This is a genomic window from Ignatzschineria cameli (genome assembly GCF_003121895.1).
GTDB classification, from domain to species: domain Bacteria; phylum Pseudomonadota; class Gammaproteobacteria; order Cardiobacteriales; family Wohlfahrtiimonadaceae; genus Ignatzschineria; species Ignatzschineria cameli.
The window spans coordinates 109823-134973 of record NZ_QEWW01000003.1 but is presented as its reverse complement, the minus strand read 5'-3'; the positions used below and the strand labels follow the sequence as shown (position 1 = coordinate 134973).

Genomic DNA, 25151 nt, shown 5'->3' with positions numbered 1-25151 from the left:
TGAGGGAGCCTTTCGCGGGATTCGATAGTGAGTCAATCTCATATCGATGAGTAAGATTCAATTCGTAAGATCGGCATTGAGCCGTCAGAATCCCTCAGCCTTCCTCATCTATAATCTTTAAGATAAGGATTTAAGTTATATGTCAGGACAATTTATCTACACGATGAATCGTGTCAGTAAAATCGTACCGCCTAATCGTGAGATCTTAAAAGATATCTCAATCTCCTTCTTTCCAGGGGCGAAAATTGGGGTTTTAGGATTAAACGGTGCCGGTAAATCAACACTTCTTCGCATTATGGCGGGGGTAGATACCAATATTCAGGGTGAAGCACGCGTTCAACCTGGGACGAAGATTGGTTATCTTGAGCAAGAACCAAAGCTCAATGAGGAGCTCGATGTTCGTGGCAACCTTGAAGAAGCGTTAGGTGATATTAAAAAAGCACAAGAAGAGCTCGATCAGGTCTATGCCGCTTACGCAGAGCCAGATGCAGATTTTGATGCATTAGCTGCAAAACAGGCTGAGCTTGAGGCTATTTTAGCAACAACAGATGGACATAACTTAGAGCGTCAATTAGAGATCGCTGCAGATGCGCTACGCCTTCCACCGATGGATCGTGATGTAGCAACGCTCTCAGGGGGTGAACGTCGCCGTGTTGCACTCTGTAAATTGCTTCTCTCTAAGCCTGATATGTTACTGCTCGATGAGCCGACAAACCATCTCGATGCAGAATCGGTTGCTTGGCTTGAGCGCTTCTTACATGATTATCCGGGAACTGTTGTTGCTGTAACGCATGACCGTTACTTCTTAGATAATGTGGCGGGCTGGATTTTAGAGTTAGACCGTGGTCATGGAATTCCTTATGAAGGAAACTACTCAAGCTGGCTTGAGCAGAAGAACAAACGCCTAGAGCAGGAAGCTAAGCAGGAAGAATCCCGTGCAAAAGCGATTAAGAAAGAGCTTGAGTGGGTACGTCAAGGTGTTAAAGGACGTCAAACGAAGTCGAAAGCACGTCTTGCACGTTTTGAAGAGCTTGAGAGCCAAGAGTTCCAAGAGCGTAATGAGACAATGGAGATCTATATTCCACCAGGTCCTCGCTTAGGTGATTTAGTGATTGAAGCCAATGGGGTGGCAAAAGCCTTTGGCGATAAGCTTCTCTATGAAGATTTAAGCTTCAATCTTCCACGTGGAGGGATTGTTGGGGTGATCGGGCCAAATGGCGCCGGTAAATCGACGCTCTTTAAGTTGATGACCGGACAATTAGAGGCTGATGAGGGAACTTTCCGTGTCGGGGAGAGCGTTCAATTAGCCTATGTTGATCAGAGCCGCGATACGCTCGATGGTTCTAAAACTGTCTGGGAAGAGATCTCCGGCGGATCTGATATTATTCGCGTCGGTACCTATGAGACGCCATCACGAGCCTATTGTGGCCGCTTTAACTTTAAAGGCTCGGATCAGCAGAAGTTTATTAAAGATCTCTCCGGTGGTGAGCGCAATCGCGTCCATTTAGCGAAAGTCCTTCGTTCCGGCGGGAATGTGATTCTGCTCGATGAGCCGACGAACGATCTCGACATTGAGACCTTGCGTGCATTGGAAGATGCGATCTTAGCTTTTGCTGGCTGTGTCGTCGTTATCTCCCATGACCGTTGGTTCCTCGATCGAATTGCAACACATATTTTAGCCTTTGAAGGAAATTCTCATGTAGAATGGTTTGAAGGAAACTACGAAGAGTATGAAGCGGATCGTCGCCGTCGCTTAGGGGATGATGCAGACAATCCACAACGTATTAAGTACAAACCGATTTCACGCTAAGGAGTAGAGATTATGGCACTAGAGCAGAAAGAAGTAGAATTAACAGAAGCGGAACTTCCCATCTGTTGTCCCCCAATCGATGTTGATGCATGGGGTTATCATCCTCGCGTCTACCTTGCGCCAAATGATGATGGGAAAGTGCGTTGTCCTTACTGTAGTACAGAGTATATCGTTGAATAAGCATGAAAATTTTAGCAGTTGATGCATCAATGGAAGCCTGTTCGGCCGCGGTCTATGTCAATGGCGAGATTGTCGAACGGCTCTCTGTGGCACCGCGGAAACATATCGAGCTTCTCAAGCCGATGACCGAAGAGGTGATTGAGGCGGCGGAGATTGAATTGAGTGAGCTTCATGGATTAGCCTTTGCGGTAGGTCCTGGGAGCTTTGCCGGTTTAAGAATCGCTTGCGGCTTTATCCAAGGTTTAGGTGCCGGTCTTGAAAGGCCGATTGTTCCGATCTCGACGCTTGCGGCATTAGCCTATCCCATTTTAGAGGAGCATCCAGATGCATTAGTGATGCCGATGATCGATGCCAAGATGAATGAGGTCTATTGGGCGATCTATGGACTCGATGAAGAGGGTGATCTCAAGATTATTGAGAAAGATCAGGTCAATACTTTAGCGGAGATCTATGCGCGCGTGGAAGATATTCGAGAGAGTATCGAGGCGAAGACAGGTCAATATGAGAATGTCACACTCTATGGCGTTGGCGATGGCTGGCTCTTAGATGAGGAAGCACTGACACGATTAGCTGCGACCTTGGTAGAGGATCGTCACTATCCTCGGGCTGGTGATATTGCGCTTTTGGCAAAACGGGATCTTGAGCGAGGTTTAGGACTCTATGCCGATCAAGTCTCTCCGGTCTATCTGCGGCACAATATCGCAATGACCATCGAAGAGCAGAAAGCTTTTCGCGCGGAGAAGGCAAAAGAGAAGGCTGAGGGTTAAGCCCTTGGCTGAAGCTTTTCTTAGGTGAAGAGATCAGATCGAGAACCTAAGAAAGATTAAAAAGCCTAAAAAGGCTACAAGCTATGAAGCAGATCTAAGATAGATGCAAGACAGATGCAAGAGAGATACAAATAAAAAAGATCTACCAGAGTAATTTGGTAGATCTTTTGTTTGGCAAGAGTTTCTATCTTGAAAGAATCGTTGCGATTAAGCGAGAATCTGCGCTTTTACAAACTCAACAACTTGATCGAGCGGGACCATCGTTGCTTCTTCATCACCTCGAGCTTTAAATTCCACTTCACCATTTTTCAAGGTGCGATCTCCGACAACAATGCGGAAAGGAATCCCGATCAATTCATGATCGCTAAAAGCTTCACCTGGACGAATATTACGATCTTCTAAGAGAACATCGATTCCAAGCGCCATCAGCTCATCATAGAGTCGATCTGTTGTCTCTTTTACTAAGGCCGATTTCCCATAGTTCATCGGAATCAATGAGAGGGTAAAGGGGGCAATCGCTTTAGGCCAGATAATGCCGGCGTCATCATTGCGCTGCTCAATTGCGGCAGCAACGATTCGGGTAACACCGATACCGTAGCAGCCCATCTGCATAACGGTTGCTTTTCCATTTTGGTCAAGAACGGTAGCATTCATCGCTTTAGAGTAGCGATCTCCTAATTGGAAGATATGACCTACTTCAATACCGCGTGCCATCGCAATGGTACCTTTACCACAAGGGGAAGGATCTCCCACCTTAATTTCTCTTAAGTCGAGCACTTCTGGCTCAGGAAGATCACGGCCGATATTGACGCCGATATAGTGGAATCCTGTCTCATTAGCGCCACAACTGAAGTTGCTCATCAATGCCGCTTGACGATCAAATACCATACGAATCGGCAGATTAACAGGACCGATCGATCCCGGCGTTGTGTTGAGTTGTTCAGCAATCTCTTCATCGGTGGCAAATTGAAGAGGGGTTTTAAAGAGGCCACTATTTTCCGCCTTCACTTCATTGAGCTCATGATCGCCTCGGAGGCAGACGGCAATAAGTTCATCCTCTTTCCCATGAAGAATAAGCGTCTTGAGATGCATCTCCGCCGGAGAGTTGAGGAATTTTGCCAAATCTTCAATAGAGTGAACATTTGGGGTCTCCACTTTCTTAAGTGGGCTAGTTGCTTCTCCGCGAACACCTATGGCGATCGCTTCTGCCGCTTCAACGTTAGCCGCATAATCTGATTCGGTTGAGTAGACAATCGCATCTTCGCCCGCTTGGGTGATCACATGGAACTCTTGTGATTTACTACCGCCAATAGCGCCTGAGTCTGCAAAAACGGCGCGATATTCGAGATCGAGGCGATCAAGAATATTGGAGTAGGCGCGATACATCTTGTTGTAGGTCTCATCGAGCGACTCAGCATCGATATGGAATGAGTAAGCATCTTTCATTAAGAATTCTCGAGAGCGCATAACACCGAAGCGGGGACGAATCTCATCACGGAACTTCCACTGGATCTGGTAGAAGTTGATCGGTAGTTGACGATAGCTCTTTAATTCTTGACGAGCAAAGTCGGTAATCACCTCTTCATGGGTCGGTCCTAAGCAATATTCACGGGTGTGACGATCCTTAAAGCGGAGAAGTTCTGGGCCAAATTGCTCCCAACGTCCCGATTCAATCCAGAGCTCTGCCGGTTGCGCTGAGGGCATTAACATCTCTAATGCACCGGCATTATTCATCTCTTCTCGGACAATCGCCTCTGTCTTCTTAAGGACGCGAAGACCGAGTGGACTCCAGCTATAGATTCCGGAAGTAACGCGGCGAATAAGGCCGGCACGAAGCATCAATTGGTGTGACTTAATCTCCGCATCATTAGGCGTATCGCGGAGTGTACTAATTAAAAATTGACTTGTTTTCATATCGTAATAAAAGATCCTCTGATCAATTGTGATCTTATCGGCTGAGGCTGGAGATCTCTCCATTTTTCAGCCAAGTTGCTACCTCTTTTGTGTAGTAGCTGACAATCATATCTGCCCCTGCACGTTTAAATCCAATAAGTGTCTCTGCAACGACTGCCTTCTCATCAAGTGCTCCGGCAAGTGCTGCAAACTTAATCGCCGCATATTCACCTCCCACTTGGTAGGATGCTAATGGTAGATCGGTTCTCTCCCGTAAGCGTGCTAAGAGATCGAGATAAGGCGTTCCAGGTTTCACCATTAAGATATCGGCACCCTCTTCCTCATCAAGCGCAGCTTCAATCATTGCTTGTCGGCCATTTGCAAAATCAGCTTGATAACCATTTCGGTTTCCACTTAACTCGGAGTTCACCGCTTCGCGGAAAGGGCCATAAAAAGCGGAGGAGAATTTAATCGCATGGGCTAAAATCCCGACGTGTTCAAATCCAGCAGCATCAAGAGCTTCACGGATCACACGGATCTGACCATCCATCATGCCAGAAGGCGCTAAGATATCGGCGCCGGCTCTTGCGGCGGTTACCGCCTGTTTTGCAAGATTTTCAATGGTGGCATCATTATCTACTTCACCGTGACAGATCACACCGCAATGGCCATGTGAGGTATATTCACAAAAGCAGATATCAGGAATAATCACCATCTCCGGCGCTGTTTCACGAATTGTGCGGATCATGCGTGCAAGAAAGCCATCATCATCCCAGGTATCGCTTCCTGTCTCATCTTTATGGTGAGAGATCCCAAAAGGCATAATGTAGCGAATTCCTAAAGCCTGAAGTTCTGCTACCTCTTTTGCTAATTCTTTTTCAGGATAGCGATAGACACCTGGAAGGGTCTTAATTTCAACTTTTTCATCAATATTCTCTTCCACAAAGATCGGGCAGATGAGGTCATTGAGATCAAAAAAGCTCTCCTGAACGAGTTGACGAATCGCAGGATTACGGCGCATTCTGCGGGGGCGATATAGGGGTTTTGTGATATTCATAGACTTCCTCCTTGCAAAGGTGAATAGTATATCATTTTCATCTTATTCCATTTTTAGTTATTTGTTCTGATCGGAAGAAGCTGCTTTTCGCTTTAAAAAATGGAGAGCAAGCTCGCTCCAGAGTGCGCCACCGATTAAGATATTGTCATCATTAAAATCATATTGATCGGTATGGAGTCCTACAAATTTTCCATCACGATCATTGCCGATATAGAAGTAGGCACCCGGGCAAGCATGTAACATAAAGCCGAAATCTTCCGCGCCCATCGAGGGGACCTTATTTCGGATAATAAAATCTTCTTGCATGAGATTGTTGACTGCCTCTATCGCAATCGCGGTCTCTTGATCATGATTGATTGTAGGGATATAGCCATCGATTAGGCGCACTTCAGCGGTAGCGCCATAAGCACTACAGATTCCTTCCGTTAACTGTTTGATCCGCGCTTTGATTCGATCTCGAATCTCAAGGTCGAAGTAGCGTAATGTGCCTAAGAGGGAGACTCTATTGGGAATAACATTATTCGCATTACCCCCATGAATAGCGCCGATAGTGATCACCGCAGAATCGATGCCGGAGATATTGCGCGAGACGATCGATTGCAAGCCTACGACAACCTCAGAGGCGACAAGTACGGTATCGGTGGTCTGATAAGGGTGTGCAGCATGTCCGCCTTTAGAGAGGATATCGATATGGATCTCACAGGTACCTGCCATCTGCGGACCCTTCCGGATAAGGATCTCACCCTGTTCAGCGCCGGGAAAGTTATGCATCGCATAGACAGCATCGACGGGGAATTTCTCAAAAAGGCCAGCTTCTACCATGCGTCGTGCACCGGCTTGATCCTCCTCATCAGGTTGGAAGATAAAGATAATGGTGCCATCAAACTCCGCCTCTAGTGCAAGATATTGTGCCGCGGCAAGGAGCATTGTTGTATGTCCATCATGGCCACATGCATGCATCACTCCAGGTGTTTGCGAGCAGTGGGGGTGATCCCCTTTCTCTGTAATAGGAAGCGCATCAGTATCAGCACGAAGGGCAACGCGAGGCGCATTTTGATAATCCCCTTTCTGTAAAATACCGATAACACCTGTCTCTGTTAGACGCTCTGTGGGAATATTCCAAGCACGAAGTTTGTCCTCGATCAAGTTTGCGGTATTAAATTCTTCTCGCGAGAGCTCTGGGTAACGATGTAATTTTTGGCGTAACGCTCTGAACTGAACCTCATTCTCCTTTAGGAATTTGATCAGCGGAGAGTCGGGGTTTTTAAGGAGTCTTGAGATGCGGTCATAGTTGTTCATAGCGGTCTCCAATTGGGATCAGTATCCAAAAAGTATAATTGCGGATAAACTTTAATTTTATCCATTAATCCATTAGTATAGTGGGGTTAGGATACAATTTCATGTCAGTGTTTTGAAGCATATTCGGTGGCGAGTCGGGTAGGCTTTGCACTTGTTTATATCAATCTATGAGTAAAATCAAAGTCTTGGAGGAAAATTGGCTATGATGGAATATCTTCCTGTAGCGGTCTTTGTAGGCTTCAGTATTGTCTTCGCCGGCATTCTGGTAGCCCTTGGATATTTTTTAGGGCCGAATGCCCCTAACGCTGAAAAGCTATCTCCATATGAGAGCGGATTTGAGGCATTCGAAGATGCCCGTATGAAGTTCGATGTCCGCTTCTTTCTTATCGCAATTCTTTTTATTATTTTCGACTTAGAGTTAATCTTCCTGATACCTTGGGCGACCGCCATGAAACTGATTGGACTACCCGGCATAATGGCTGTGGTAGTTTTTCTGGTTTTACTGACAGTCGGTTTTGCGTATGAGTGGAAGAAGGGAGCGCTTGAATGGGATTAGAAGCTAGATTAGAAGAGGGGTTTGTCACAACAACTCTCGATTCAGCCATTAACTGGGCGAGGACAGGTTCCTTATGGCCTGTGACCTTTGGTCTTGCCTGTTGTGCATTGGAGATGATGCACGTGGGTGCGGCGCGATATGACTTAGACCGATTTGGAGGCGCCGTCTTTAGAGCATCCCCAAGACAATCGGATCTGATGATTATTGCTGGAACATTGACAAATAAGATGGCAATTCCATTGCGTAAAGTCTACGACCAGATGCCTGATCCAAAATGGGTGATCTCAATGGGATCATGTGCTAATGGTGGGGGCTACTATCACTACTCCTACTCAGTTGTTCGCGGTTCAGATCGTGTCGTTCCTGTTGATGTCTATGTTCCTGGTTGTCCACCAACTGCGGAAGCATTGATGTTTGGTATCTTACGTCTTCACGATAAGATCAAAAGAACTAGCACGATTGCAAGATTAGGGTAGGTGTAAGATGGCTAAATTTATTAGAAATCCAGAAGAGCTACTTGAGACATTAGAGAGTACGCTCGGTGACAAGATCTTAAAGTCGGTCCTCCAATACGGAGAGTTAACCATTACGATTGCGTCTAACAACGTTCATGAAGTGATGGAGGTTTTAGCCCATAATGAAGCGATCAAGTTTGAGCAGGTGACCGATATCACCGCTGTTGACTATGCCGCTTACGGTTTAACTGAGTGGGATGTAGAAGCTTCCAATCATGGCTTTAGCCGTGGAACGACACCTCAGGCGGTTGGCCGTGCAGGGGAACATCTTGAAGCAACTGCCTACAAAGCCTCGATGAGTGAGCGTTTTGCTGTGGTCTATCATCTCTTATCTTTGAGTCATAATGCGCGTCTTCGGGTGAAATGTTATCTCGATGGAGAGCAGAATAATGTGATTCCTATGGTGGATTCTGTAACCGATATCTGGAGCGGCGCTAACTGGTATGAGCGTGAAGTCTTCGATATGTTTGGAATTGCCTTTAAGAATCATCCCGATCTTCGCAGAATCTTAACTGACTATGGATTTATCGGTCATCCGCTTCGTAAAGATTTCCCTCTCACAGGAAATGTGGAGGTGATCTATGACGAAGAGTTACGCCGTGTGGTCTATCAACCAGTATCGATTGAATCACGCGTCAATATTCCACGTATGATTCGTAAGGGGTAAGAGATGACAACAACGACAAATATTGAAAACTATACAATTAACTTCGGTCCTCAACATCCCGCCGCTCACGGTGTTATGCGGATGATTCTTGAACTCCGAGGGGAGACGGTTGAGCGTGCTGACGTTCATATTGGTCTACTCCATCGTGGTACTGAAAAGTTGATGGAAGCAAAACCTTATACTCAATCGATCGGTTATCTCGATCGCTTAGATTACTGCTCCTGCTTAAATAATGAGCATGCATTTGTCTTAGCGGTGGAGAAGCTTCTCGGAATTGAGGTGCCGATTCGAGCGCAATATATCCGCGTATTGATGGATGAAGCGACTCGTATTATGAACCACTTGATGTGGTTGGGAGCACATGGACATGACTTAGGGGCGATGGCGATGCTTCTCTACTGCTTCCGTGACCGTGAAGAACTCTATGATGCGCAAGAGGCGATCACCGGTGCGCGTATCCATCCCTTCTACTATCGTGTCGGTGGTGTTGCGAAAGATCTTCCTGACACAATGCCAAAATATGAGCCGAGCAAATTCCGTTCGAAGAAGAAACTTGAGCGAATCAATGCGGCGCGTCAAGGCGATGTACTCGATTATTTAGAAGATTTCTGTGAGCGTTTCTTAAAGCAGAATATGGTGGAGTATCGTAATTTACTCGTCGGTAACCGTATCTGGAAAGGGCGTGTTGTTGGAATTGGTGCTGTCTCTGCTGAGCGTGCGATTGAATTAGGCTTCACCGGCCCAATGCTTCGTGGTTCAGGGGTTGCATGGGACCTTCGTAAAACACAACCTTACTCTGTCTATGATCAACTCGATTTTGAAGTGCCGGTTGGGGTAAATGGTGACTGTTATGACCGCTTCTTGGTAAGACTTGAAGAGATGGAGCAGTCAGCACATTTGATGATGCAATGTATCAAATGGCTCCGTGAAAATAAGGGGCCAGTTATGAGTACCGATAGCCGCGTTACAATTCCCCAAAGACGGGATGTGAAAGAGGGTATGGAATCACTCATTCAACAATTTAAGGTCTTTACAGAGGGCTTCTGTGTTCCTGAAGGGGAAGCGTATGCTGCTGTAGAACATCCTAAAGGGGAGTTTGGTGTCTATCTCGTATCAGATGGAGCGAATAAACCTTACCGCGTAAAATTGAGAGCGCCAGGATTTGCCCATATCTCCGCAACAGAAGAGATGGCAAAACGCCATATGTTATCTGACTTAGTTGCAATACTTGGAACACAAGACATGGTGTTTGGGGATATTGACCGCTAGTTTAATCAATTACAGAGTATAGAGTAGCTAAGATGAAAAATAGAGAAAGTATATTAAGTAGCCATACGAGAGCAGAGATCGATCGCTGGCTCGCACGCTTCCCTGAAGATCGGAAGCAATCCGCACTTCTTGCTGCACTGCGTGAAGCTCAACACGAAAATGGTGGTTATTTAACGGTTGAGATTATGGATGCTATTGCAGAATATCTGGAACTGCCTCCAATTGCGGTATATGAAGTCGCCTCCTTTTACTCCAATTTCGAAACAAAACCATGTGGTAAAAATGCCATTATGATCTGTACTAATATCTCCTGCATGCTTCGTGGTGGAGAAGAGATTTTAGCGCATGTTGAGAAGCGTTTAGGGATTAAGGCCGGGGAGTCAACTCCTGACGGTCTTTTTTCGCTTAAGAATGAGGATGAATGTATTGCGGCATGTACAGCGGCGCCAGCGGCATTAATCAATCATGAATATCATGAGAATTTAACGATTGAGAAGATTGATGAGATTCTCGACCGTATCGAATCAAGAGCAGATAATAAAGAGGCAAACTAATGGTACAAAACGAAGTTTGTTACTTCACTCTCGGGCACGATAAGCCTTGGTCTCTCGAGACCTACTTGAGCTTAGGGGGCTACGATGGGTGGAAAAAGATATTAAGAGGGGAACTCTCCAAAGAGGAAGTCATCGAGATGGTGAAGGCTTCAGAACTTCGTGGTCGTGGGGGCGCAGGCTTCCCAACGGGTGTGAAGTGGAGCTTTATGCCGAAAAATGATGATGGTAGCAGCTACCTTGTCTGTAACTCAGATGAGTCGGAGCCAGGCACCTGTAAAGATAGAGATATTCTCCGCTTTAACCCGCATGCTTTGGTCGAAGGAATGGCAATTGCCGCCTATGCGATCGGCGCAAAAGTGGGTTACAACTATATGCGTGGAGAGTTTAGCGAAGAGCCTTTCAAACGCTTTGAAGCAGCTGTACAAGAAGCGCGTGATGCGGGTCTTATTGGGCAAAATATCCAAGGGACAGGAATCTCCATCGAGCTCTATGGCGCTTTAGGTGCTGGGGCTTATATCTGTGGAGAGGAGACAGCACTTCTTGAATCTTTAGAAGGGAAGAAGGGGCAACCCCGTTTTAAACCGCCTTTCCCTGCAGCTGTAGGTCTCTATGGAAAGCCGACCACTATCAATAACTGTGAGTCTCTCTCTTCTGTTGGCCGCATTGTTCGTAATGGCGCAGATTGGTTTAAAGAGCATGGTATTCCTGGTGCCGGTGGGCAGAAGATCTTCTCGATCTCTGGTCATGTTGAGAAACCGGGTAACTATGAGATTCCGATGGGGACACCCTTTAAAGATCTCTTAGAGCTTGCCGGCGGTATTTGGAAAGGTCGTAAATTGAAGGCGGTTATTCCGGGCGGATCCTCTGTTCCTGTTGTTCCAGGTCACATTATGATGGAGACCAATATGGATTACGATTCGATCGCAAAGAAAGCGGGATCGATGATGGGTTCAGGTGCGGTGATCGTGATGGATGAGACCACCGACATGGTGAAGGCATTACGCACACTCTCAAGCTTCTACTTTAGCGAGTCGTGTGGCCAATGTACGCCATGCCGTGAGGGGACAGGTTGGTTGTTTAGAATTATGGATCGCATTCTCAAAGGGGAAGGGCGTCCAGAAGATCTCGACCGTCTTGTTCATGTTGCCAATAATATTGGGGGTCGAACAATCTGTGCGCTCGGTGATGCAGCAGCAATGCCGGTACTCAGCTTTGTCAAACACTTCCCAGAAGAGTTCAAATACTATATTGAACATGGCAGAAGTATGGTTGAGGGGGCGAAATAATGAGTAATGAAGTGAAGATGTTTACCGTTAATATCGATGGTAAAGAGTTTCAAGCACCCGCCGGAACAATGTTGATTGAAGTGGCAGATCGTGAAGGGATCACTATTCCTCGCTTCTGTTACCACGATAAATTATCCATTGCGGCGAGTTGCCGTATGTGTCTTGTTGATGTTGAGCGCATGCCAAAACCGGCACCTGCTTGTGCTACACCGATTATGGATGGCATGATTGTGCGAACTCGTAATGAGAAAGCACGAGCAGCGCAGAAAGCAATTATGGAGTTCTTGCTGATCAATCACCCACTCGACTGCCCGATCTGTGATCAGGGGGGGGAGTGTGAATTGCAAGATTTCTCCGCAGAGTATGGTCAAAATCGATCACTCTATATTGAAGAGAAGCGTCACGTTGAAAAGATCAATATCGGCCCTTTAGTAGAGACCTTTATGAATCGCTGTATTCAATGTACCCGCTGCGTTCGCTTTGGTGATGAGATCGCCGGCATGCGTGAGTTAGGGGGCGTTGATCGTGGTGATCGTTTAGAGATTACCACCTATATTAAGCATGCATTAGTTTCTGAAGTTTCGGGCAATATTATCGATATCTGCCCCGTTGGTGCTTTGACGGCAAAACCTTCAAAATATGGGGCGCGTCCGTGGGAGTATCTCAACCATGACTCTATTAGCATGCATGATGGAATCGGTACTAATACCGAGATTCATACTCTCCGTGGAAAAGTGGCGCGTGTTGTATCTCGCCGTAATGATGAGATCAATGAGCCTTGGATCTCTGATCGTGATCGTTTCAGCTATGAAGCGCTCTCAAGTGATGATCGTGCTGCCCATCCTCTTTTAGATAATGGTCAAGGTGAGTTGGTTAAAAGCTCATGGGATGATGCCCTTAAAGCGACAAAACTTCTGATCGAAGGCGCAATTGAAAAGTATGGTCCGGAAGAGGTTGGAATCTTTGTTTCGCCGATGGCAACGCTTGAAGAGATGCAACTCATCAAGGAGTTAAAAGAGGGTTTAGGCCTTAAGAATGTTGATTATCGCTTAACACAGCGTGATTTTAGTGGTGATCGTGCAGAACCTGTCTTCCGTGCTTTAGGTCTTTCTATTCCTGAAGTTAATGAGCTTGATTCAGTACTACTTGTCGGGGCAGATCCTCGTATGGAAGTCCCCGTATTAGCTATTCGTCTTCGTGATGCAGTGACGAAGGGAGCAAAAGTCTCTTTCTTAGGATCTTATAGTGCAGATCAGCTCCATCCTTTCCATGCCGAGATTATTGCGCATCCTTTCAATTGGGTGAATGAGCTTGCTGCCGTTGTTGCGAAAGTCGCCAATATGAAGGGTGAATCAGTGCGTACCGAATTGATCAGTGTGATCAATAACGATACTGCTGATGAAGCAGCAATTGTTACAATTGCTGAGCAGTTCCTCAAAGGGGAGCGTGAGTGGATCGTTTTAGGTCATGATGCAATCAGTCATCCACAATTTGCCACAATCCGTGCATTGAGTGCAGAGCTTGCACGCTTAACCGGGGCAAAATTGGGTTACTTTACACCAGGATCAAATAGCTCTGGTGCTGCAGTAACTGCATTGACCGCTGAAGGTCACTCAACTGCGACGATGTTAGAAGCGCAGTTAAAAGCTTACCTCTTAGTAGGTGCGATCGATCCTGAATTTGATTTTGTAGAATCGAAATTAGCGCTTGATGCCCTGCAAGCTGCTGAAGCTGTCGTTGCAATTACCCCATTTGCGAGTGAAACATTAAAATCTGTTGCGAATGTCATTCTTCCGGGTGCTGCTTGGACAGAGACCTCAGGAAGTTACGTTAACCTCGAAGGAACGTTACAGACATTACAAGCCGCATCGCTCCCACATGGTGAAGCGCGTCCTATCTGGAAGATTTTACGTGTCTTAGGTAACCATTTTGAGATCGATGGCTTCGATTACATCTCTTCTGATGAACTTCTAACGAAGTGGAAAGCGGAGAATGGCGCAAAATTAGCAGAGAACCAAAATGAGGTTTCAGGAGTCTCCTTTGACTATCAAGCATTGAATAAAGAGGGATTGTTAGCAGTACCAACAACTTCACTCTACTCCACCGATGCTTATGTCAGACGTGGTGTTGCACTTCAGAAGACACCTTTAGCAAAGCGTGCCCGTATCGCCTTTAATAATGCGAATGATGAGAGTGCGATTATGCCTCTACTCAATAGCGAAAATACCTTCCTCTCTAGAATTTCAGAGAAGGTAGCAGAAGGCTGTGTTCGTATTCCGACAGAATATGCAGGAACGACGAAGTTTTATCAATCAATTAAGGGGGCAAATTAGATGGATACCGTAATGGCGATTATTCACTATCCGCTTGTGTGGGCTCTGATAAAGACATTGGTGATCTTTTTGCCAATCGTACTCTCGGTGGCATACCTTACCTTCGCTGAGCGTAAGGTTTTAGGATATATGCATATCCGTTTAGGTCCAAATAGAGTGGGCCCTAAAGGGCTTCTCCAGCCTTTTGCGGATCTTTTAAAGATGCTCTTTAAAGAGTTTATCATTCCATCAGCTGCGAATAAGACAATGTTCCTCATCGCACCATTTATTGCTGTTACTACAGCATTTGGTGTGTGGGCAGTGGTCCCTTTCAATGATGGTTGGGTCAGCTCCTCAATGGATTCAGCGATCCTCTACATCTTGGCGATGACTTCGCTTGGGGTCTATGCCTCATTGATGGCAGGATGGAGTTCTAACTCAAAATTTGCGATCTTCGGTGCGATACGTAGTGCGGCGCAAGTGGTCTCTTATGAGTTAGCTTTAGGTTTCGCGCTCATTACCGTGGTGATGATCTCCGGAAGTCTTAACTTTACAGAGATCGTTAAAGGACAAGCAGGATCGCTCGGGCTTGTGAACTGGTACTTTATTCCACTTCTTCCAATGGCGGTGATCTACTTTATTGCCGGTCTTGCGGAGTTAAATCGTGCACCTTTTGAGGTGACAGAAGGGGAATCAGAGATTGTTGCGGGATACTTTACTGAGTATTCAGGTACAGGCTTTGTAACTTTCTACCTTGCAGAGTATACCAATATGATTTTGGTCTCAGCATTGATGAGCTTGCTCTTCTTTGGTGGATGGTTAGCACCGCTCTCTGGCGTAGAAGCGATAGAGAATATTCCTGTTCTTTCATTACTTGCGACAGATAGCATCTTCTGGATGATTATCAAAATGGCCTTTTTCCTCTTTGCCATGATTTGGGTTCGAGCAACCTTCCCGGGTTATCGTTATGACCAGATTATGCGTCTAGGTTGGAAATTCTTTATTCCGATTGCTCTTGTGTGGATTGCGGTAGTACTCGTAATGTACGGCGTCGGTTTAAAACCATGGTTTTAAAGGAATAGGTAGGAACTAACATATGTTTAGATATTTAAAATCACTCTACGAGACATTTACGTTAAAAGAATTACGTAAAGGTTTAGGAATTACCTTACGTTATTTCTTTAGACCGAAATTCACGATTGAGTATCCGTTTGAGAAAACCCCACAATCTGGGCGTTTTCGTGGGCTTCACGCATTGCGTCGCTATCCTAATGGGGAAGAGCGTTGTATTGGTTGTAAGTTGTGTGAAGCGGTCTGTCCTGCATTAGCAATTACGATTGATACCGAAGAGCGTGGTGATGGCACTCGCCGGACAACACGTTACGATATCGATCTCTTTAAATGCATCTTCTGTGGATTGTGTGAACAAGCATGTCCTGTGGATTCAATCGTCTTAACACGCGTCTTTGAATACCATATGGAAGAGAAGGGCGAAAATATCATCACAAAAGAATCTCTCTTAGCACTTGGCGATAAGTATGAAGTACAAATCGCTAAAGATCGTGCTGCAGATTCTCACTTATACTAGGAGGGGAAGATGTTATTTAAGATACTATTTTATATCTTCGCACTAATCACGATCTATTCAGCGATTAGAGTGGTGAGTGCCAAAAATACCATGACATCAGTACTACACCTAGTTCTGATCTTTGTGATGGTGAGCTGCTGCTGGTTACTGCTACAAGCAGAATTCTTAGCACTCTCTTTGATTATTATCTACTGTGGTGCGGTGATGGTCTTCTTCCTCTTTGCGGTGATGATGCTCGATATTCCGCATGATCTCTTAAAAGAGGGTTTTGTCCGTTATCTTCCTATTGCAGTCTTAGTGGCAATTATCTTTATTGCCGAGATTCTGATTGTGATCCTAGGGGGCGATAGCTTTATTGCGAATCAATTTGCACTTGAAGGGGGCGTTGAGTCGATCCGTTCAGGCGTTGAATTGACAAATGCTCAGGAATTAGGGGTGCTTCTCTACACGAACTATATCTATGCCTTTGAAGCAACCGCATTGATTCTTTTAGTAGCGATGATTGCGGCGATCGCTTTAACACGCCGTATCGGACCACTTCGTCGTAAAGATGTCTCTGTCAGCTGGGCAATTAAGGCAGATCCAACAAAACGCGTTCGTATGGTGAAGATGGATTCTGCGGTTTTAGCGCCGGCACCTGTGAAGGAAGAGAGCGAAGACGCAGTTACAGAAGAGGAGGAAAAATAGGTATGAATTTAGTCATAGATGATTATATTATTCTCTCGACGATTCTATTTGGAATTAGTACTGCGGGGATCTTCATCAATCGTAAGAACTTAATTGTTCTCTTGATGTGTATCGAATTAATGTTACTAGCAAGTAGCACGCTTTTTGTTGCATTCTCACAGTTCTCGGGCGATTTAAATGGGCAGATTTTTGTCTTCTTTACATTAGCGGTTGCAGCTGCGGAAGCGGCGATTGGTCTTGCAATCTTAGTGTTAGTATTCAGAAATCGCGGTAGCATTAATGTCGATGAAATTACGGAATTAAGAGGCTAGTGCAATGGACTTAAAGTATATCTATCTTTTAATTGTTTTATTGCCCCTCTTTGGTTCAATTATCTCGGGTCTTTTCTGCCGAGTAATTAATGAAAAGGTGGCACATACAGTCACAATCGTTTTTGTCGCGATTGCTGCACTTCTCTCAGGCTATGTTCTTATTGAGCATATGTCAGGACGTGCGCCGATCTTTGATGAAAATATCTATACCTGGATGGATACAGGATCATTAAGCGTTGGGGTCGGTTTCTTAGTCGATAACCTTACCGCGATGATGATGGTGGTGATCACCTCTGTCTCAACCATGGTTCATCTCTACTCTGTTGGGTATATGAAAGGGGATCCTGGATATAATCGTTTCTTCAGTTATATCTCGCTCTTTACCTTCTCAATGTTGATGCTTGTGATGTCAAACAACTTCATGCAGCTCTTCTTTGGGTGGGAAGCAGTTGGTCTTGTCTCCTATCTCTTGATCGGTTTCTGGTTTAAAAAGCCATCGGCAACTTATGCCAATATGAAGGCGTTCTTAGTGAATCGTGTTGGGGACTTCGGTTTCTTAATCGGTATTGCGTGTGTCGCTTATATGACAAGCTCACTTACCTATACAGAAGCATTTGATCGTCTTCCAGAAGCGGCAGGAACATTCCACTTCTTAGGAACAGATTGGAATATCATGACCTTTGCAGCTGTCTTCCTCTTTATTGGGGCGATGGGTAAATCGGCACAGGTTCCGCTTCATGTCTGGTTACCTGATTCGATGGAAGGTCCAACACCGATCTCCGCATTGATTCACGCGGCGACGATGGTTACAGCCGGGATCTTTATGGTTGCGCGTATGTCACCGATCTATGAGCTCTCTACAACAGCGCTCTCGATGGTGATGATCTTAGGGGCGATTACAGCACTCTTTATGGGGGTGTTAGGTCTCTTCCAAAACGATATCAAACGCGTTATCGCTTACTCAACAATCTCACAACTCGGGTATATGACCGTTGCATTAGGGGCTTCTGCTTACTCACTTGCAGCATTCCACTTAACAACGCACGCCTTCTTTAAAGCGCTCCTCTTCTTAGGCGCAGGTTCAGTTATTATCGGTATGAGCCACGTTCAAGATATGCGCTTTATGGGTGGACTTCGTAAGAAGATGCCAATCACTTGGATTACAACGTTGATCGGTTCTCTTGCCCTTGTGGGGATGCCATTCTTTTCAGGGTACTACTCAAAAGAGGGAATCATCTGGTCGCTCGAGCATAGCTCAACCTTCGGTTCAGGCTTTGCCCATTTAGCACTTGAGATCGGGGTCTTTATGACAGCGCTCTACACCTTCAGAATGTACTTCTTAGTCTTCCACGGTAAAGCGCGTTACACTGTTGATGAGTCCTTAGGACATGATCATCACGGTGAAGATGAGAGCATCTTGCCAGAGACGCCAAAAGAGTCACCTTGGGTTGTTACACTTCCCTTGATTCTTCTTGCAATTCCTTCCGTAATTCTCGGTTGGTATATGGCACCTATGATGTTTGAAAATACCTTCTTAGCGGACTCTGTCTTTATCAATAATGCAGTCAATCCAGCAACAGAGATTATGAAGCAGGGCTTTGAAGGCTCTTGGGCAATGACCAAAGAGGCTTTAACTGCGCCGGCATTCTATCTCACGCTCTTAGGGATTGCTGTTGCTTGGTATAGCTTCCTTATCCAGCCGAAAGTGGCAACGAAGGGTAAAGAGGTGCTTGAAAAGACTGGTCTTTATCGAGTATTTGAGAATAAATACTACCTCGATGATTTCAATCAGAAGGTGATCGCTAATGGCTCTGTGGGCTTAGGTCGCTTCTTCTGGCAGAAGATCGATGACAAACTGATCGACCGAGGGATTGTATTTGGTGCGGCACATGTAGCCTCCTTTGTCGGTGGCGTTATCCGTCGTATTCAAACTGGGTACATCTATCATGCAGCATTCTTAATGGTAGTTGGTCTATTAGCGCTTATGACATGGGTCGTATTTTTTAACTAGGAATAAACAATGGAAACAATGCAAATCTCTTGGTTAAGTTTAGTCATTTGGCTTCCGATTATCGGGGGGTTAGTGGTGCTCGCGGTTGGTAATGAACCAACCCGAGTCCGTTGGACCTCATTAGCCTTTGCTATTCTTACATTTATTATATCGTTACCACTTATATTCCAGTTCAATTCAGACACAACTGCGATGCAGTTTGTAGAGAACTATGTCTGGAGTCGAGATCTTGGAATTGGGTATCACTTAGGGGTTGATGGTTTCTCCATGCCCTTTATCGTACTGACAACCTTTGTCACTATCTTGGTAGTGATCGCAGGTTGGGAGATTATTAAAGATCGTCCAAATCAATATTTTGCAGCATTCTTAATCCTTGAAGGATTGATGAATGGTATCTTTGCATCTGTTGATGGGATTCTCTTCTATATCTTCTTCGAAGCGATGTTAATCCCGATGTTCTTAATTATCGGGGTTTGGGGTGGACCAGGTCGTATCACTGCGGCGCTTAAATTCTTCCTCTATACCTTCTTAGGATCGATCTTCCTTCTTGTTGCGTTGATCTATCTCTATCTCCAAAGTGGCAACTTCAATATCTTAGGATTCCAAAATCTTGAGATCGCAGAGAGCACACAGAAATGGCTCTTCTTCGCATTCCTTGCTGGGTTTGCGGTGAAAGTACCGATGTTCCCTGTGCATACTTGGTTACCTTCTGCGCACGTTGAAGCACCTACCGGTGGTTCGGTGATTCTTGCGGCAATTACCCTTAAAATTGGGGGTTACGGCTTTGTTCGCTTTATGTTACCGATCGCTCCATTAGGCGCGGCATACTTTGCTTGGTTGGTTGTAGCACTCAGTGTGATTGCGATTCTCTATATTGCGCTTGTTGCACTTGTTCAACGTGATATGAAGAAGATGATCGCTTACTCCTCTATCTCTCATATGGGATTTGTGACTTTAGCTTTTATCCTTCCTGTTGCGATGTTAGGGGGCGGGGATCTCGATCCTGAAGCGATGCAGATGGCGCTTCAAGGGGGCATGATGCAGATGATCTCTCACGGTCTTGTTTCTGCTGGAATGTTCCTCTGTATTGGGGTGCTCTATGATCGTATTCACTCAAGAGAGATTGCTGATTACGGTGGTGTGATCAATGCGATGCCAGTCTTTGGGGCATTCTTTATCTTCTTTGCGATGGCAAACTCCGGATTACCAGGAACCTCAGGGTTTATCGGTGAGTTCTGGACGATCCTTGCAAGCTTCCACTATTCAGTCTATATCGCTCTTTTAGTTGCATTGTCATTAATTCTCAGTGCGGCATATAACCTCTGGTTAACAAAACGAGTGATCTTAGGGGATATCGTTCATGATCATGTCAGACAGATGAAAGATATCAATGGTCGCGAGTGGTTCATGTTAGGTTCATTAGCAATTCTTGTCATTCTTCTTGGGGTTTGGCCTGAGCCAATTGCGAATCTCATGCAGACAACGATTGATGGACTTCTTGTTCATTTGACAGCTCAATTCTAAAGGACGTTAAAAATGATGGAATTTAAACTGACAGATATACTCGTTGCTCTTCCTGAGATCTTCTTGATGAGTATGATCGTCATCATCTTGTTATATGAGAGCTTAAATAAGAATGCGAAGCAGTCGATGCTCTATACGCTCTCTCTTATTGCGCTCTTTGGAACCGCAATTTTAGCGCTCTACCAATATAATGTTGACCTTACAGGCGGCATTATGGGGGCAGATGCTTTCTGGTTTGGGGAGATCACCTACAACCCGATCTCCCTTCTCCTAAAAGTGGCGATGACAATTGTGGTAGCATTTGGTCTGATCTATAGCTATGGGCGTTTAGCCGATAATGATATTGCCAATGCAGAATACTATGTATTGATTCTCTTAAGTACATTAGGAATGTTGGTCTTAGTCTCTGCCGCAAGTCTCTTAACGGTCTATGTTGGTCTTGAGTTGATGTCACTGCCGATGTACGGTTTAGTGGCGCTCAATCGCCGTAGCCAAAAAGGGTCAGAAGCTGCGATGAAGTACTTTGTGGTGGGCGCGATGTCATCAGGGATTCTTCTCTTTGGTATGGCGCTTCTCTACGGTGCAACAAGCTCACTCCAATTTATCGATATCAATAATGTCATCGCAGATGGCATGACCGATAGCCAAGCACGCTTAATGCTCTTCTCAGCAGTCTTCTTGATTGTGGGAGTGGTCTTTAAGTTAGGGGGCGCGCCGTTCCATAACTGGGTTCCCGATGTGTATGAAGGAGCACCTGCAGCTGTTGCGATGTATATCGGTGCAGCGCCGAAGATTGCAAGCTTTATTATGGGAGCATTCCTCTTAATTGGTGCATTAGAAGCATTTGCACCTAGCTGGCAGCCCTTTATTATTGCGATCTCTATTATCTCCTTTGTGATCGGTAACTTAGTTGCGCTTAAACAGGATAATCTCCGCCGTATGCTCGGTTACTCCGCAGTATCTCATGCCGGATTTATCCTTTTAGGTCTGCTGATTACTGCAGAGTCAGATAACGCATTGAGCGCAGGTATCTTCTATGCAATCACCTATGCATTAACGACTACCGCAGCGTTCGGCTTTATCCTCTCTGTGAAGATCAATGGTAAAGAGATTCAAGCAATTGATGATCTTAAAGGCTTTGCTAAAGGGCATGCATGGTATGCGATTCTTCTTGCATGTGTGATGTTATCGATGGGAGGAATCCCCTTCTTCGTCGGCTTCTATGCAAAATTTGTAGTATTGCGTGCAGCGTTCGAAGCAGGGCATCTCTACACTGTGATCTTTGCACTCTTAATGTCTGTGATCGGTCTTTACTACTACCTCCGCGTTATCAAAGTGATGTTCTTTGATGAAGAGGTTGCTGGCCGTGAGCTAACATTAGAAGCAACAGGCACAAGCCAAGTATTCTTCAATATCAATGTGATGCTCCTAATTCTTTTAGGTCTCTTCCCATCACTTCTCTACAGCTTCTTCTAAAGCTTTGTAGTAAGCATCACTGATTGAGGGATCGATAGATTGATTCCTCCCTCACAATAGAAGTGATAGTAGAAATAGAAGTAGAACTAAAATAAAAATGAAAAGATCTTGTAATCTAAGGTTACAAGATCTTTTTTTATCCCCGGCATTTCGTAGGGTGATTTGGTAAAATGAGGCTCTATAATTGATTTAAACGCTATTTTCAGAAGTTTTAGATTTCGAGTATTATAGAAAAATAGAATTAGATAAGATTGAGATTTAAATAAGATTAGATGAGAAGAGGGAGTAAATATGCAAGTGATTAAGATTGGTGTTGTCTCTGTTTCTGATAGAGCAAGTCAAGGTGTCTATCAAGATGAGGGAATTCCCCACCTTAAAACGTGGCTCTCCTCAGCGATTAAGAATGAGATCGAATTTCATGAGCGGCTGATTGCTGATGAACAACCGATTATTGAAGAGACATTGAAGGATCTAGTGGATAATCTACACTGTGATCTTGTTTTAACCACCGGTGGAACGGGCCCAACTAAGCGAGATGTCACTCCCGATGCCACCTTAGCGGTTGCCGATAAGGAGATGCCCGGTTTTGGTGAACAGATGCGTCAGGTGAGTCTCTACTTTGTTCCTACCGCAATTCTTTCCCGCCAAGTGGGGGTGATTCGTAAAGAGAGCTTAATTGTCAATCTCCCCGGTCGCCCAAGAGCGATCGAAGAGACTCTCGCCGGTGTTAAAGATAAAGAGGGGAAGACAGTGGTTAATGGCATCTTTTCGGCAATTCCTTACTGCCTTGATTTGATTGGAGCTGGATATATCGAAGTCAATGAAGCGGTGACAACAGCGTTTAGACCGAAGAAGTAATCTTAGTTCTTCACAAAATATAAAATAAACAACATATTTATTTTTGAGTAAATATACAGATACCCTAGAGCACTGTATGCTAATTATATAATTATAACAATCATAGGAGGATTTTGTGTCTGTAAGCATATATACCATTGGTGATCGGGGAATTACACTTTCAGTTGATGGTGAAATCAGTTTAGAGAACCAACAGAAAATTTGGTGGATTGGGAAACAACTAGAAGATGGAGAGGATACCTCTATTATTGATATTGTTCCCGGTATGAATAATTTAACAATATTACTTAATCCGTATAGTGATATTGATAGAAATATATTGAAACAACAACTTCGTCAATTATGGGAAGACTCTAAAAAAAATAATTTTTCACAAGAAATGGGTGGAAAATTATTAGAAGTTCCTGTTGTGTATGGTGGAAACAAAGGCCCAGATTTACTCGACGTGGCTCGGCAGAATCATATGACAATAGATGAAGTTATTAAGCTTCATACAGCACCTATTTATACAGTCTACTTTATAGGTTTTATGCCAGGTTTTGTTTACCTAGGAGGGTTAGACTCAAAAATCCATACACCAAGAAGATCAAAACCAAGGATGAGTATACCTGCTGGTAGTGTTGGAATAGGGGGCGCTCAAACAGGGGTATATCCTAGAGAGTCCCCCGGAGGTTGGCAGATTATTGGTAATACTGAATTACTATTTTTTGATCAAAATAGGGATAATCCTTCGCTATTTCATCCTGGAGATCAATTACGTTTTGTTGTAGAGGAGATATTAGTATGATCGAGGTTCTTGCCCCTGGAATTTTAAGTAGCATCCAGGATTATGGTCGATTTTCTTACGCTCAATCAGGAGTAGGCAAAGCGGGTGCAATTGATGGAGTGTCACTTCATTTAGCAAATCGTTTAGTAGGAAACAAGGGGAATACACCCGCACTTGAAGTCAGTATCATTACCCCGGTAAAACTAAAGTTTCATAGTAGTACCTGGATTTCTGTAACAGGTTCTAATTGCGTAATTATTATTGATGGGCATAGTCAAGGTTGGCATGGTTGGAGAACTTATATTCATAAAGGGCAAGTTGTTGAATTAAGACCTACTTATAACTCTGGAATGTATAGTTATTTAGCTGTTGCAGGAGGGTTTGATGTAGCCCCTACAATGGGATCTTGTAGTACTGATCTTAAAAATGGTATCGGTGGGCATAAAGGAGATGGTACTCCGCTATCAAAAGGAGATAAGCTTCATTTAAATGAACCTTTTCACACTATTACTCGAGCCATTGGGGTAAGGGCATTTAGTCGAACCTATATTAGCAGTACAGTTTCTGTTTTAAAGGGACCAGAGTTTGATCAATTTGATGTTAACTCCCAAAAAAAATTTTTTACTCAAGAATGGGAAGTTGATAGCAATAGCAATCGTATGGGAATTCGTCTAAAGGGAGATCCATTAGAATTTCAGAGTGTAAAAGAGATGCGCTCCCAGGGAGTCTTTGAGGGTGTTATTCAAGTTCCACCAGATGGGCAACCACTTGTCCTTGCTGCAGAGTGTCAAAGTACCGGAGGTTATCCTCGGATAGCAGTTATACCTCAGGCAGAATTATGGAAGTTAGCATATTTGCCGGCGAGAAATAAGGTGCGTTTTCTTTTAATTAATGAAGAAGAGGCTAGAAAAAAGTTAAGCATACAACAGCAGTATCTGAATAACTTTGAATATATTTTGCAAGAATCTTAAGAGACTTGGGAGAAAATTATGGAGAAAACAGTAGACCTTAATTGTGATTTAGGTGAAAGCTTTGGTATTTGGAAAATGGGAAACGATGAGGCTATTTTGCCCTTTGTAAGTTCTATTAATATAGCATGCGGATTTCATGCCGGTGATCCAGATGTTATGCATAAAACAGTTCAGTTAGCACTAGATCATGATGTTGCTATAGGAGCCCATCCAGGTTTTGCTGATTTGCAAGGATTTGGTAGAAGAAATATAGCTATAACCGCTGAAGAGGTATATAACTTGATTATTTATCAAGTTGGGGCATTGCAAGGGTTTACTCATGCTTTAGGAGGAGACATTCATCATGTAAAACCTCATGGTGCTTTATATAATATGGGAGCAGTAAATCAAACTATTGCCTTTGCTATTGCTCAAGCTGTAGCGGATATATCTAAAGGTCATGCTATTTTATATGGCTTATCTGGGAGTGCGTTAATTGAAGCTGGAGAATCTATTGGTTTAAGAACAAAAAGTGAAGTTTTTGCAGATAGAAGTTATCAGCCAGATGGTACATTAACAGCTCGTTCCGAACCTAATGCCTTAATTACTGATCATGTTATTGCTACTGAGCAAGTTCTTCAGATGGTAAGGGAACAATCCGTAACTACCGTAACAGGAAGTACCATTCCATTAAAAGCAGAGACGATTTGTGTGCATGGTGATGGGGTTGCGGCATTAAAATTTGTGAAAAAAATTAGTCAATCTTTAACAGAACAAGGAATTAAAATTAAAGCTTAATTATCGATGAACTATCT

The 25151-nt window shown here is 44.5% G+C and carries 24 protein-coding genes; 21 read left to right on the top strand and 3 right to left on the bottom strand.

Annotated features, from left to right (window positions below):
* Positions 1 to 139 precede the first annotated feature (139 nt).
* From ettA to tsaB, 3 genes are read left to right on the top strand one after another with little or no spacing between them, the layout of a single operon-like run.
* Positions 140 to 1810 carry an energy-dependent translational throttle protein EttA gene (gene ettA / locus DC077_RS05950; protein WP_109201674.1) on the top strand — a complete coding sequence of 557 codons (1671 nt, stop codon included), beginning with the start codon at positions 140 to 142 and terminating at the stop codon, positions 1808 to 1810.
* Between the two features lie 12 nt (positions 1811 to 1822).
* The gene (locus tag DC077_RS05945; RefSeq protein ID WP_109201675.1) at positions 1823 to 1990 is read left to right on the top strand and encodes a zinc-finger domain-containing protein; all 168 of its coding nucleotides are present in this window, start codon (positions 1823 to 1825) and stop codon (positions 1988 to 1990) included.
* Between the two features lie 2 nt (positions 1991 to 1992).
* Positions 1993 to 2757: a tRNA (adenosine(37)-N6)-threonylcarbamoyltransferase complex dimerization subunit type 1 TsaB gene (tsaB, locus tag DC077_RS05940; RefSeq protein ID WP_109201676.1), complete on the top strand. Its 765-nt coding sequence runs from the start codon at positions 1993 to 1995 to the stop codon at positions 2755 to 2757.
* Between the two features lie 207 nt (positions 2758 to 2964).
* Here the strand turns inward: tsaB and DC077_RS05935 are convergent, their stop codons facing one another.
* From DC077_RS05935 to DC077_RS05925, 3 genes are read right to left on the bottom strand one after another with little or no spacing between them, the layout of a single operon-like run.
* Positions 2965 to 4671, bottom strand: coding sequence for a proline--tRNA ligase (locus tag DC077_RS05935; protein WP_109201738.1), 1707 nt, complete (start codon positions 4669 to 4671; stop codon positions 2965 to 2967).
* Between the two features lie 34 nt (positions 4672 to 4705).
* Positions 4706 to 5707: a porphobilinogen synthase gene (gene hemB, locus DC077_RS05930; RefSeq protein WP_109201677.1), complete on the bottom strand. Its 1002-nt coding sequence runs from the start codon at positions 5705 to 5707 to the stop codon at positions 4706 to 4708.
* Positions 5708 to 5764: 57 nt separating this feature from the next.
* The gene (locus DC077_RS05925; protein WP_109201678.1) at positions 5765 to 7006 is read right to left on the bottom strand and encodes an amidohydrolase; all 1242 of its coding nucleotides are present in this window, start codon (positions 7004 to 7006) and stop codon (positions 5765 to 5767) included.
* Between the two features lie 202 nt (positions 7007 to 7208).
* On the opposite strand from DC077_RS05925, the gene ndhC reads away from it, so the two are divergent.
* The 18 genes from ndhC (at position 7209) to DC077_RS05835 (ending at position 25134) form a co-directional block, all read left to right on the top strand.
* Entirely contained in the window at positions 7209 to 7562 is a 354-nt protein-coding gene (gene ndhC, locus DC077_RS05920) for an NADH-quinone oxidoreductase subunit A (RefSeq protein WP_094567548.1), read from the top strand.
* Positions 7553 to 8038 (top strand): NuoB/complex I 20 kDa subunit family protein, encoded by a 486-nt coding sequence (locus DC077_RS05915; protein WP_094567547.1) that lies wholly within the window; start codon positions 7553 to 7555, stop codon positions 8036 to 8038. Before ndhC ends, DC077_RS05915 begins: the two co-directional genes overlap by 10 nt.
* A 7-nt stretch (positions 8039 to 8045) precedes the next feature.
* A complete protein-coding gene (locus tag DC077_RS05910; protein WP_109201679.1) occupies positions 8046 to 8744 on the top strand; it encodes an NADH-quinone oxidoreductase subunit C in 699 nt (232 codons plus the stop codon).
* A gap of 3 nt (positions 8745 to 8747) precedes the next feature.
* Positions 8748 to 10013, top strand: coding sequence for an NADH-quinone oxidoreductase subunit D (locus DC077_RS05905; protein WP_109201680.1), 1266 nt, complete (start codon positions 8748 to 8750; stop codon positions 10011 to 10013).
* Between the two features lie 32 nt (positions 10014 to 10045).
* Positions 10046 to 10567 (top strand): NADH-quinone oxidoreductase subunit NuoE family protein, encoded by a 522-nt coding sequence (locus tag DC077_RS05900; RefSeq protein WP_109201681.1) that lies wholly within the window; start codon positions 10046 to 10048, stop codon positions 10565 to 10567.
* On the top strand, positions 10567 to 11853 hold the full coding sequence (nuoF, locus tag DC077_RS05895; RefSeq protein ID WP_109201682.1) for an NADH-quinone oxidoreductase subunit NuoF: 1287 nt from the start codon (positions 10567 to 10569) through the stop codon (positions 11851 to 11853). The genes DC077_RS05900 and nuoF overlap by 1 nt, the downstream gene beginning before the upstream one ends.
* Positions 11853 to 14186, top strand: coding sequence for an NADH-quinone oxidoreductase subunit NuoG (gene nuoG, locus DC077_RS05890; RefSeq protein ID WP_109217897.1), 2334 nt, complete (start codon positions 11853 to 11855; stop codon positions 14184 to 14186). The genes nuoF and nuoG overlap by 1 nt, the downstream gene beginning before the upstream one ends.
* The gene (gene nuoH, locus DC077_RS05885; protein WP_109201684.1) at positions 14187 to 15239 is read left to right on the top strand and encodes an NADH-quinone oxidoreductase subunit NuoH; all 1053 of its coding nucleotides are present in this window, start codon (positions 14187 to 14189) and stop codon (positions 15237 to 15239) included.
* A gap of 22 nt (positions 15240 to 15261) precedes the next feature.
* On the top strand, positions 15262 to 15753 hold the full coding sequence (gene nuoI / locus DC077_RS05880) for an NADH-quinone oxidoreductase subunit NuoI (protein ID WP_094567541.1): 492 nt from the start codon (positions 15262 to 15264) through the stop codon (positions 15751 to 15753).
* 9 nt (positions 15754 to 15762) lie between these two features.
* Positions 15763 to 16440 (top strand): NADH-quinone oxidoreductase subunit J, encoded by a 678-nt coding sequence (locus DC077_RS05875; protein ID WP_109201685.1) that lies wholly within the window; start codon positions 15763 to 15765, stop codon positions 16438 to 16440.
* A gap of 2 nt (positions 16441 to 16442) precedes the next feature.
* Positions 16443 to 16751 carry an NADH-quinone oxidoreductase subunit NuoK gene (gene nuoK / locus DC077_RS05870; protein WP_094567539.1) on the top strand — a complete coding sequence of 103 codons (309 nt, stop codon included), beginning with the start codon at positions 16443 to 16445 and terminating at the stop codon, positions 16749 to 16751.
* A gap of 4 nt (positions 16752 to 16755) precedes the next feature.
* Complete coding sequence (gene nuoL / locus DC077_RS05865; protein WP_109201686.1) at positions 16756 to 18762, top strand: NADH-quinone oxidoreductase subunit L; 2007 nt, start codon at positions 16756 to 16758, stop codon at positions 18760 to 18762.
* 9 nt (positions 18763 to 18771) lie between these two features.
* Positions 18772 to 20286 carry an NADH-quinone oxidoreductase subunit M gene (locus DC077_RS05860; protein ID WP_239990267.1) on the top strand — a complete coding sequence of 505 codons (1515 nt, stop codon included), beginning with the start codon at positions 18772 to 18774 and terminating at the stop codon, positions 20284 to 20286.
* 12 nt (positions 20287 to 20298) lie between these two features.
* Positions 20299 to 21762 carry an NADH-quinone oxidoreductase subunit N gene (locus DC077_RS05855; RefSeq protein ID WP_109201687.1) on the top strand — a complete coding sequence of 488 codons (1464 nt, stop codon included), beginning with the start codon at positions 20299 to 20301 and terminating at the stop codon, positions 21760 to 21762.
* A 291-nt stretch (positions 21763 to 22053) separates the two neighbouring features.
* The gene (gene mog, locus DC077_RS05850) at positions 22054 to 22620 is read left to right on the top strand and encodes a molybdopterin adenylyltransferase (RefSeq protein ID WP_109217896.1); all 567 of its coding nucleotides are present in this window, start codon (positions 22054 to 22056) and stop codon (positions 22618 to 22620) included.
* A gap of 115 nt (positions 22621 to 22735) precedes the next feature.
* Positions 22736 to 23407, top strand: a complete 672-nt coding sequence (gene pxpB / locus DC077_RS05845; protein ID WP_109201689.1) for a 5-oxoprolinase subunit PxpB — start codon at positions 22736 to 22738, stop codon at positions 23405 to 23407.
* On the top strand, positions 23404 to 24357 hold the full coding sequence (locus DC077_RS05840; RefSeq protein WP_109201690.1) for a 5-oxoprolinase subunit C family protein: 954 nt from the start codon (positions 23404 to 23406) through the stop codon (positions 24355 to 24357). The genes pxpB and DC077_RS05840 overlap by 4 nt, the downstream gene beginning before the upstream one ends.
* An 18-nt stretch (positions 24358 to 24375) precedes the next feature.
* Positions 24376 to 25134, top strand: coding sequence for a LamB/YcsF family protein (locus DC077_RS05835; RefSeq protein WP_109201691.1), 759 nt, complete (start codon positions 24376 to 24378; stop codon positions 25132 to 25134).
* Positions 25135 to 25151: the final 17 nt, after the last annotated feature.

Coding starts and splice junctions, on each gene's coding strand:
- ettA (WP_109201674.1), top strand. CDS start 140: ATGTCAGGACAATTTATCTACACGATGAATCGTGTCAGTAAAATCGTA.
- DC077_RS05945 (WP_109201675.1), top strand. CDS start 1,823: ATGGCACTAGAGCAGAAAGAAGTAGAATTAACAGAAGCGGAACTTCCC.
- tsaB (WP_109201676.1), top strand. CDS start 1,993: ATGAAAATTTTAGCAGTTGATGCATCAATGGAAGCCTGTTCGGCCGCG.
- DC077_RS05935 (WP_109201738.1), bottom strand. CDS start 4,671: ATGAAAACAAGTCAATTTTTAATTAGTACACTCCGCGATACGCCTAAT.
- hemB (WP_109201677.1), bottom strand. CDS start 5,707: ATGAATATCACAAAACCCCTATATCGCCCCCGCAGAATGCGCCGTAAT.
- DC077_RS05925 (WP_109201678.1), bottom strand. CDS start 7,006: ATGAACAACTATGACCGCATCTCAAGACTCCTTAAAAACCCCGACTCT.
- ndhC (WP_094567548.1), top strand. CDS start 7,209: ATGATGGAATATCTTCCTGTAGCGGTCTTTGTAGGCTTCAGTATTGTC.
- DC077_RS05915 (WP_094567547.1), top strand. CDS start 7,553: ATGGGATTAGAAGCTAGATTAGAAGAGGGGTTTGTCACAACAACTCTC.
- DC077_RS05910 (WP_109201679.1), top strand. CDS start 8,046: ATGGCTAAATTTATTAGAAATCCAGAAGAGCTACTTGAGACATTAGAG.
- DC077_RS05905 (WP_109201680.1), top strand. CDS start 8,748: ATGACAACAACGACAAATATTGAAAACTATACAATTAACTTCGGTCCT.
- DC077_RS05900 (WP_109201681.1), top strand. CDS start 10,046: ATGAAAAATAGAGAAAGTATATTAAGTAGCCATACGAGAGCAGAGATC.
- nuoF (WP_109201682.1), top strand. CDS start 10,567: ATGGTACAAAACGAAGTTTGTTACTTCACTCTCGGGCACGATAAGCCT.
- nuoG (WP_109217897.1), top strand. CDS start 11,853: ATGAGTAATGAAGTGAAGATGTTTACCGTTAATATCGATGGTAAAGAG.
- nuoH (WP_109201684.1), top strand. CDS start 14,187: ATGGATACCGTAATGGCGATTATTCACTATCCGCTTGTGTGGGCTCTG.
- nuoI (WP_094567541.1), top strand. CDS start 15,262: ATGTTTAGATATTTAAAATCACTCTACGAGACATTTACGTTAAAAGAA.
- DC077_RS05875 (WP_109201685.1), top strand. CDS start 15,763: ATGTTATTTAAGATACTATTTTATATCTTCGCACTAATCACGATCTAT.
- nuoK (WP_094567539.1), top strand. CDS start 16,443: ATGAATTTAGTCATAGATGATTATATTATTCTCTCGACGATTCTATTT.
- nuoL (WP_109201686.1), top strand. CDS start 16,756: ATGGACTTAAAGTATATCTATCTTTTAATTGTTTTATTGCCCCTCTTT.
- DC077_RS05860 (WP_239990267.1), top strand. CDS start 18,772: ATGGAAACAATGCAAATCTCTTGGTTAAGTTTAGTCATTTGGCTTCCG.
- DC077_RS05855 (WP_109201687.1), top strand. CDS start 20,299: ATGATGGAATTTAAACTGACAGATATACTCGTTGCTCTTCCTGAGATC.
- mog (WP_109217896.1), top strand. CDS start 22,054: ATGCAAGTGATTAAGATTGGTGTTGTCTCTGTTTCTGATAGAGCAAGT.
- DC077_RS05840 (WP_109201690.1), top strand. CDS start 23,404: ATGATCGAGGTTCTTGCCCCTGGAATTTTAAGTAGCATCCAGGATTAT.
- DC077_RS05835 (WP_109201691.1), top strand. CDS start 24,376: ATGGAGAAAACAGTAGACCTTAATTGTGATTTAGGTGAAAGCTTTGGT.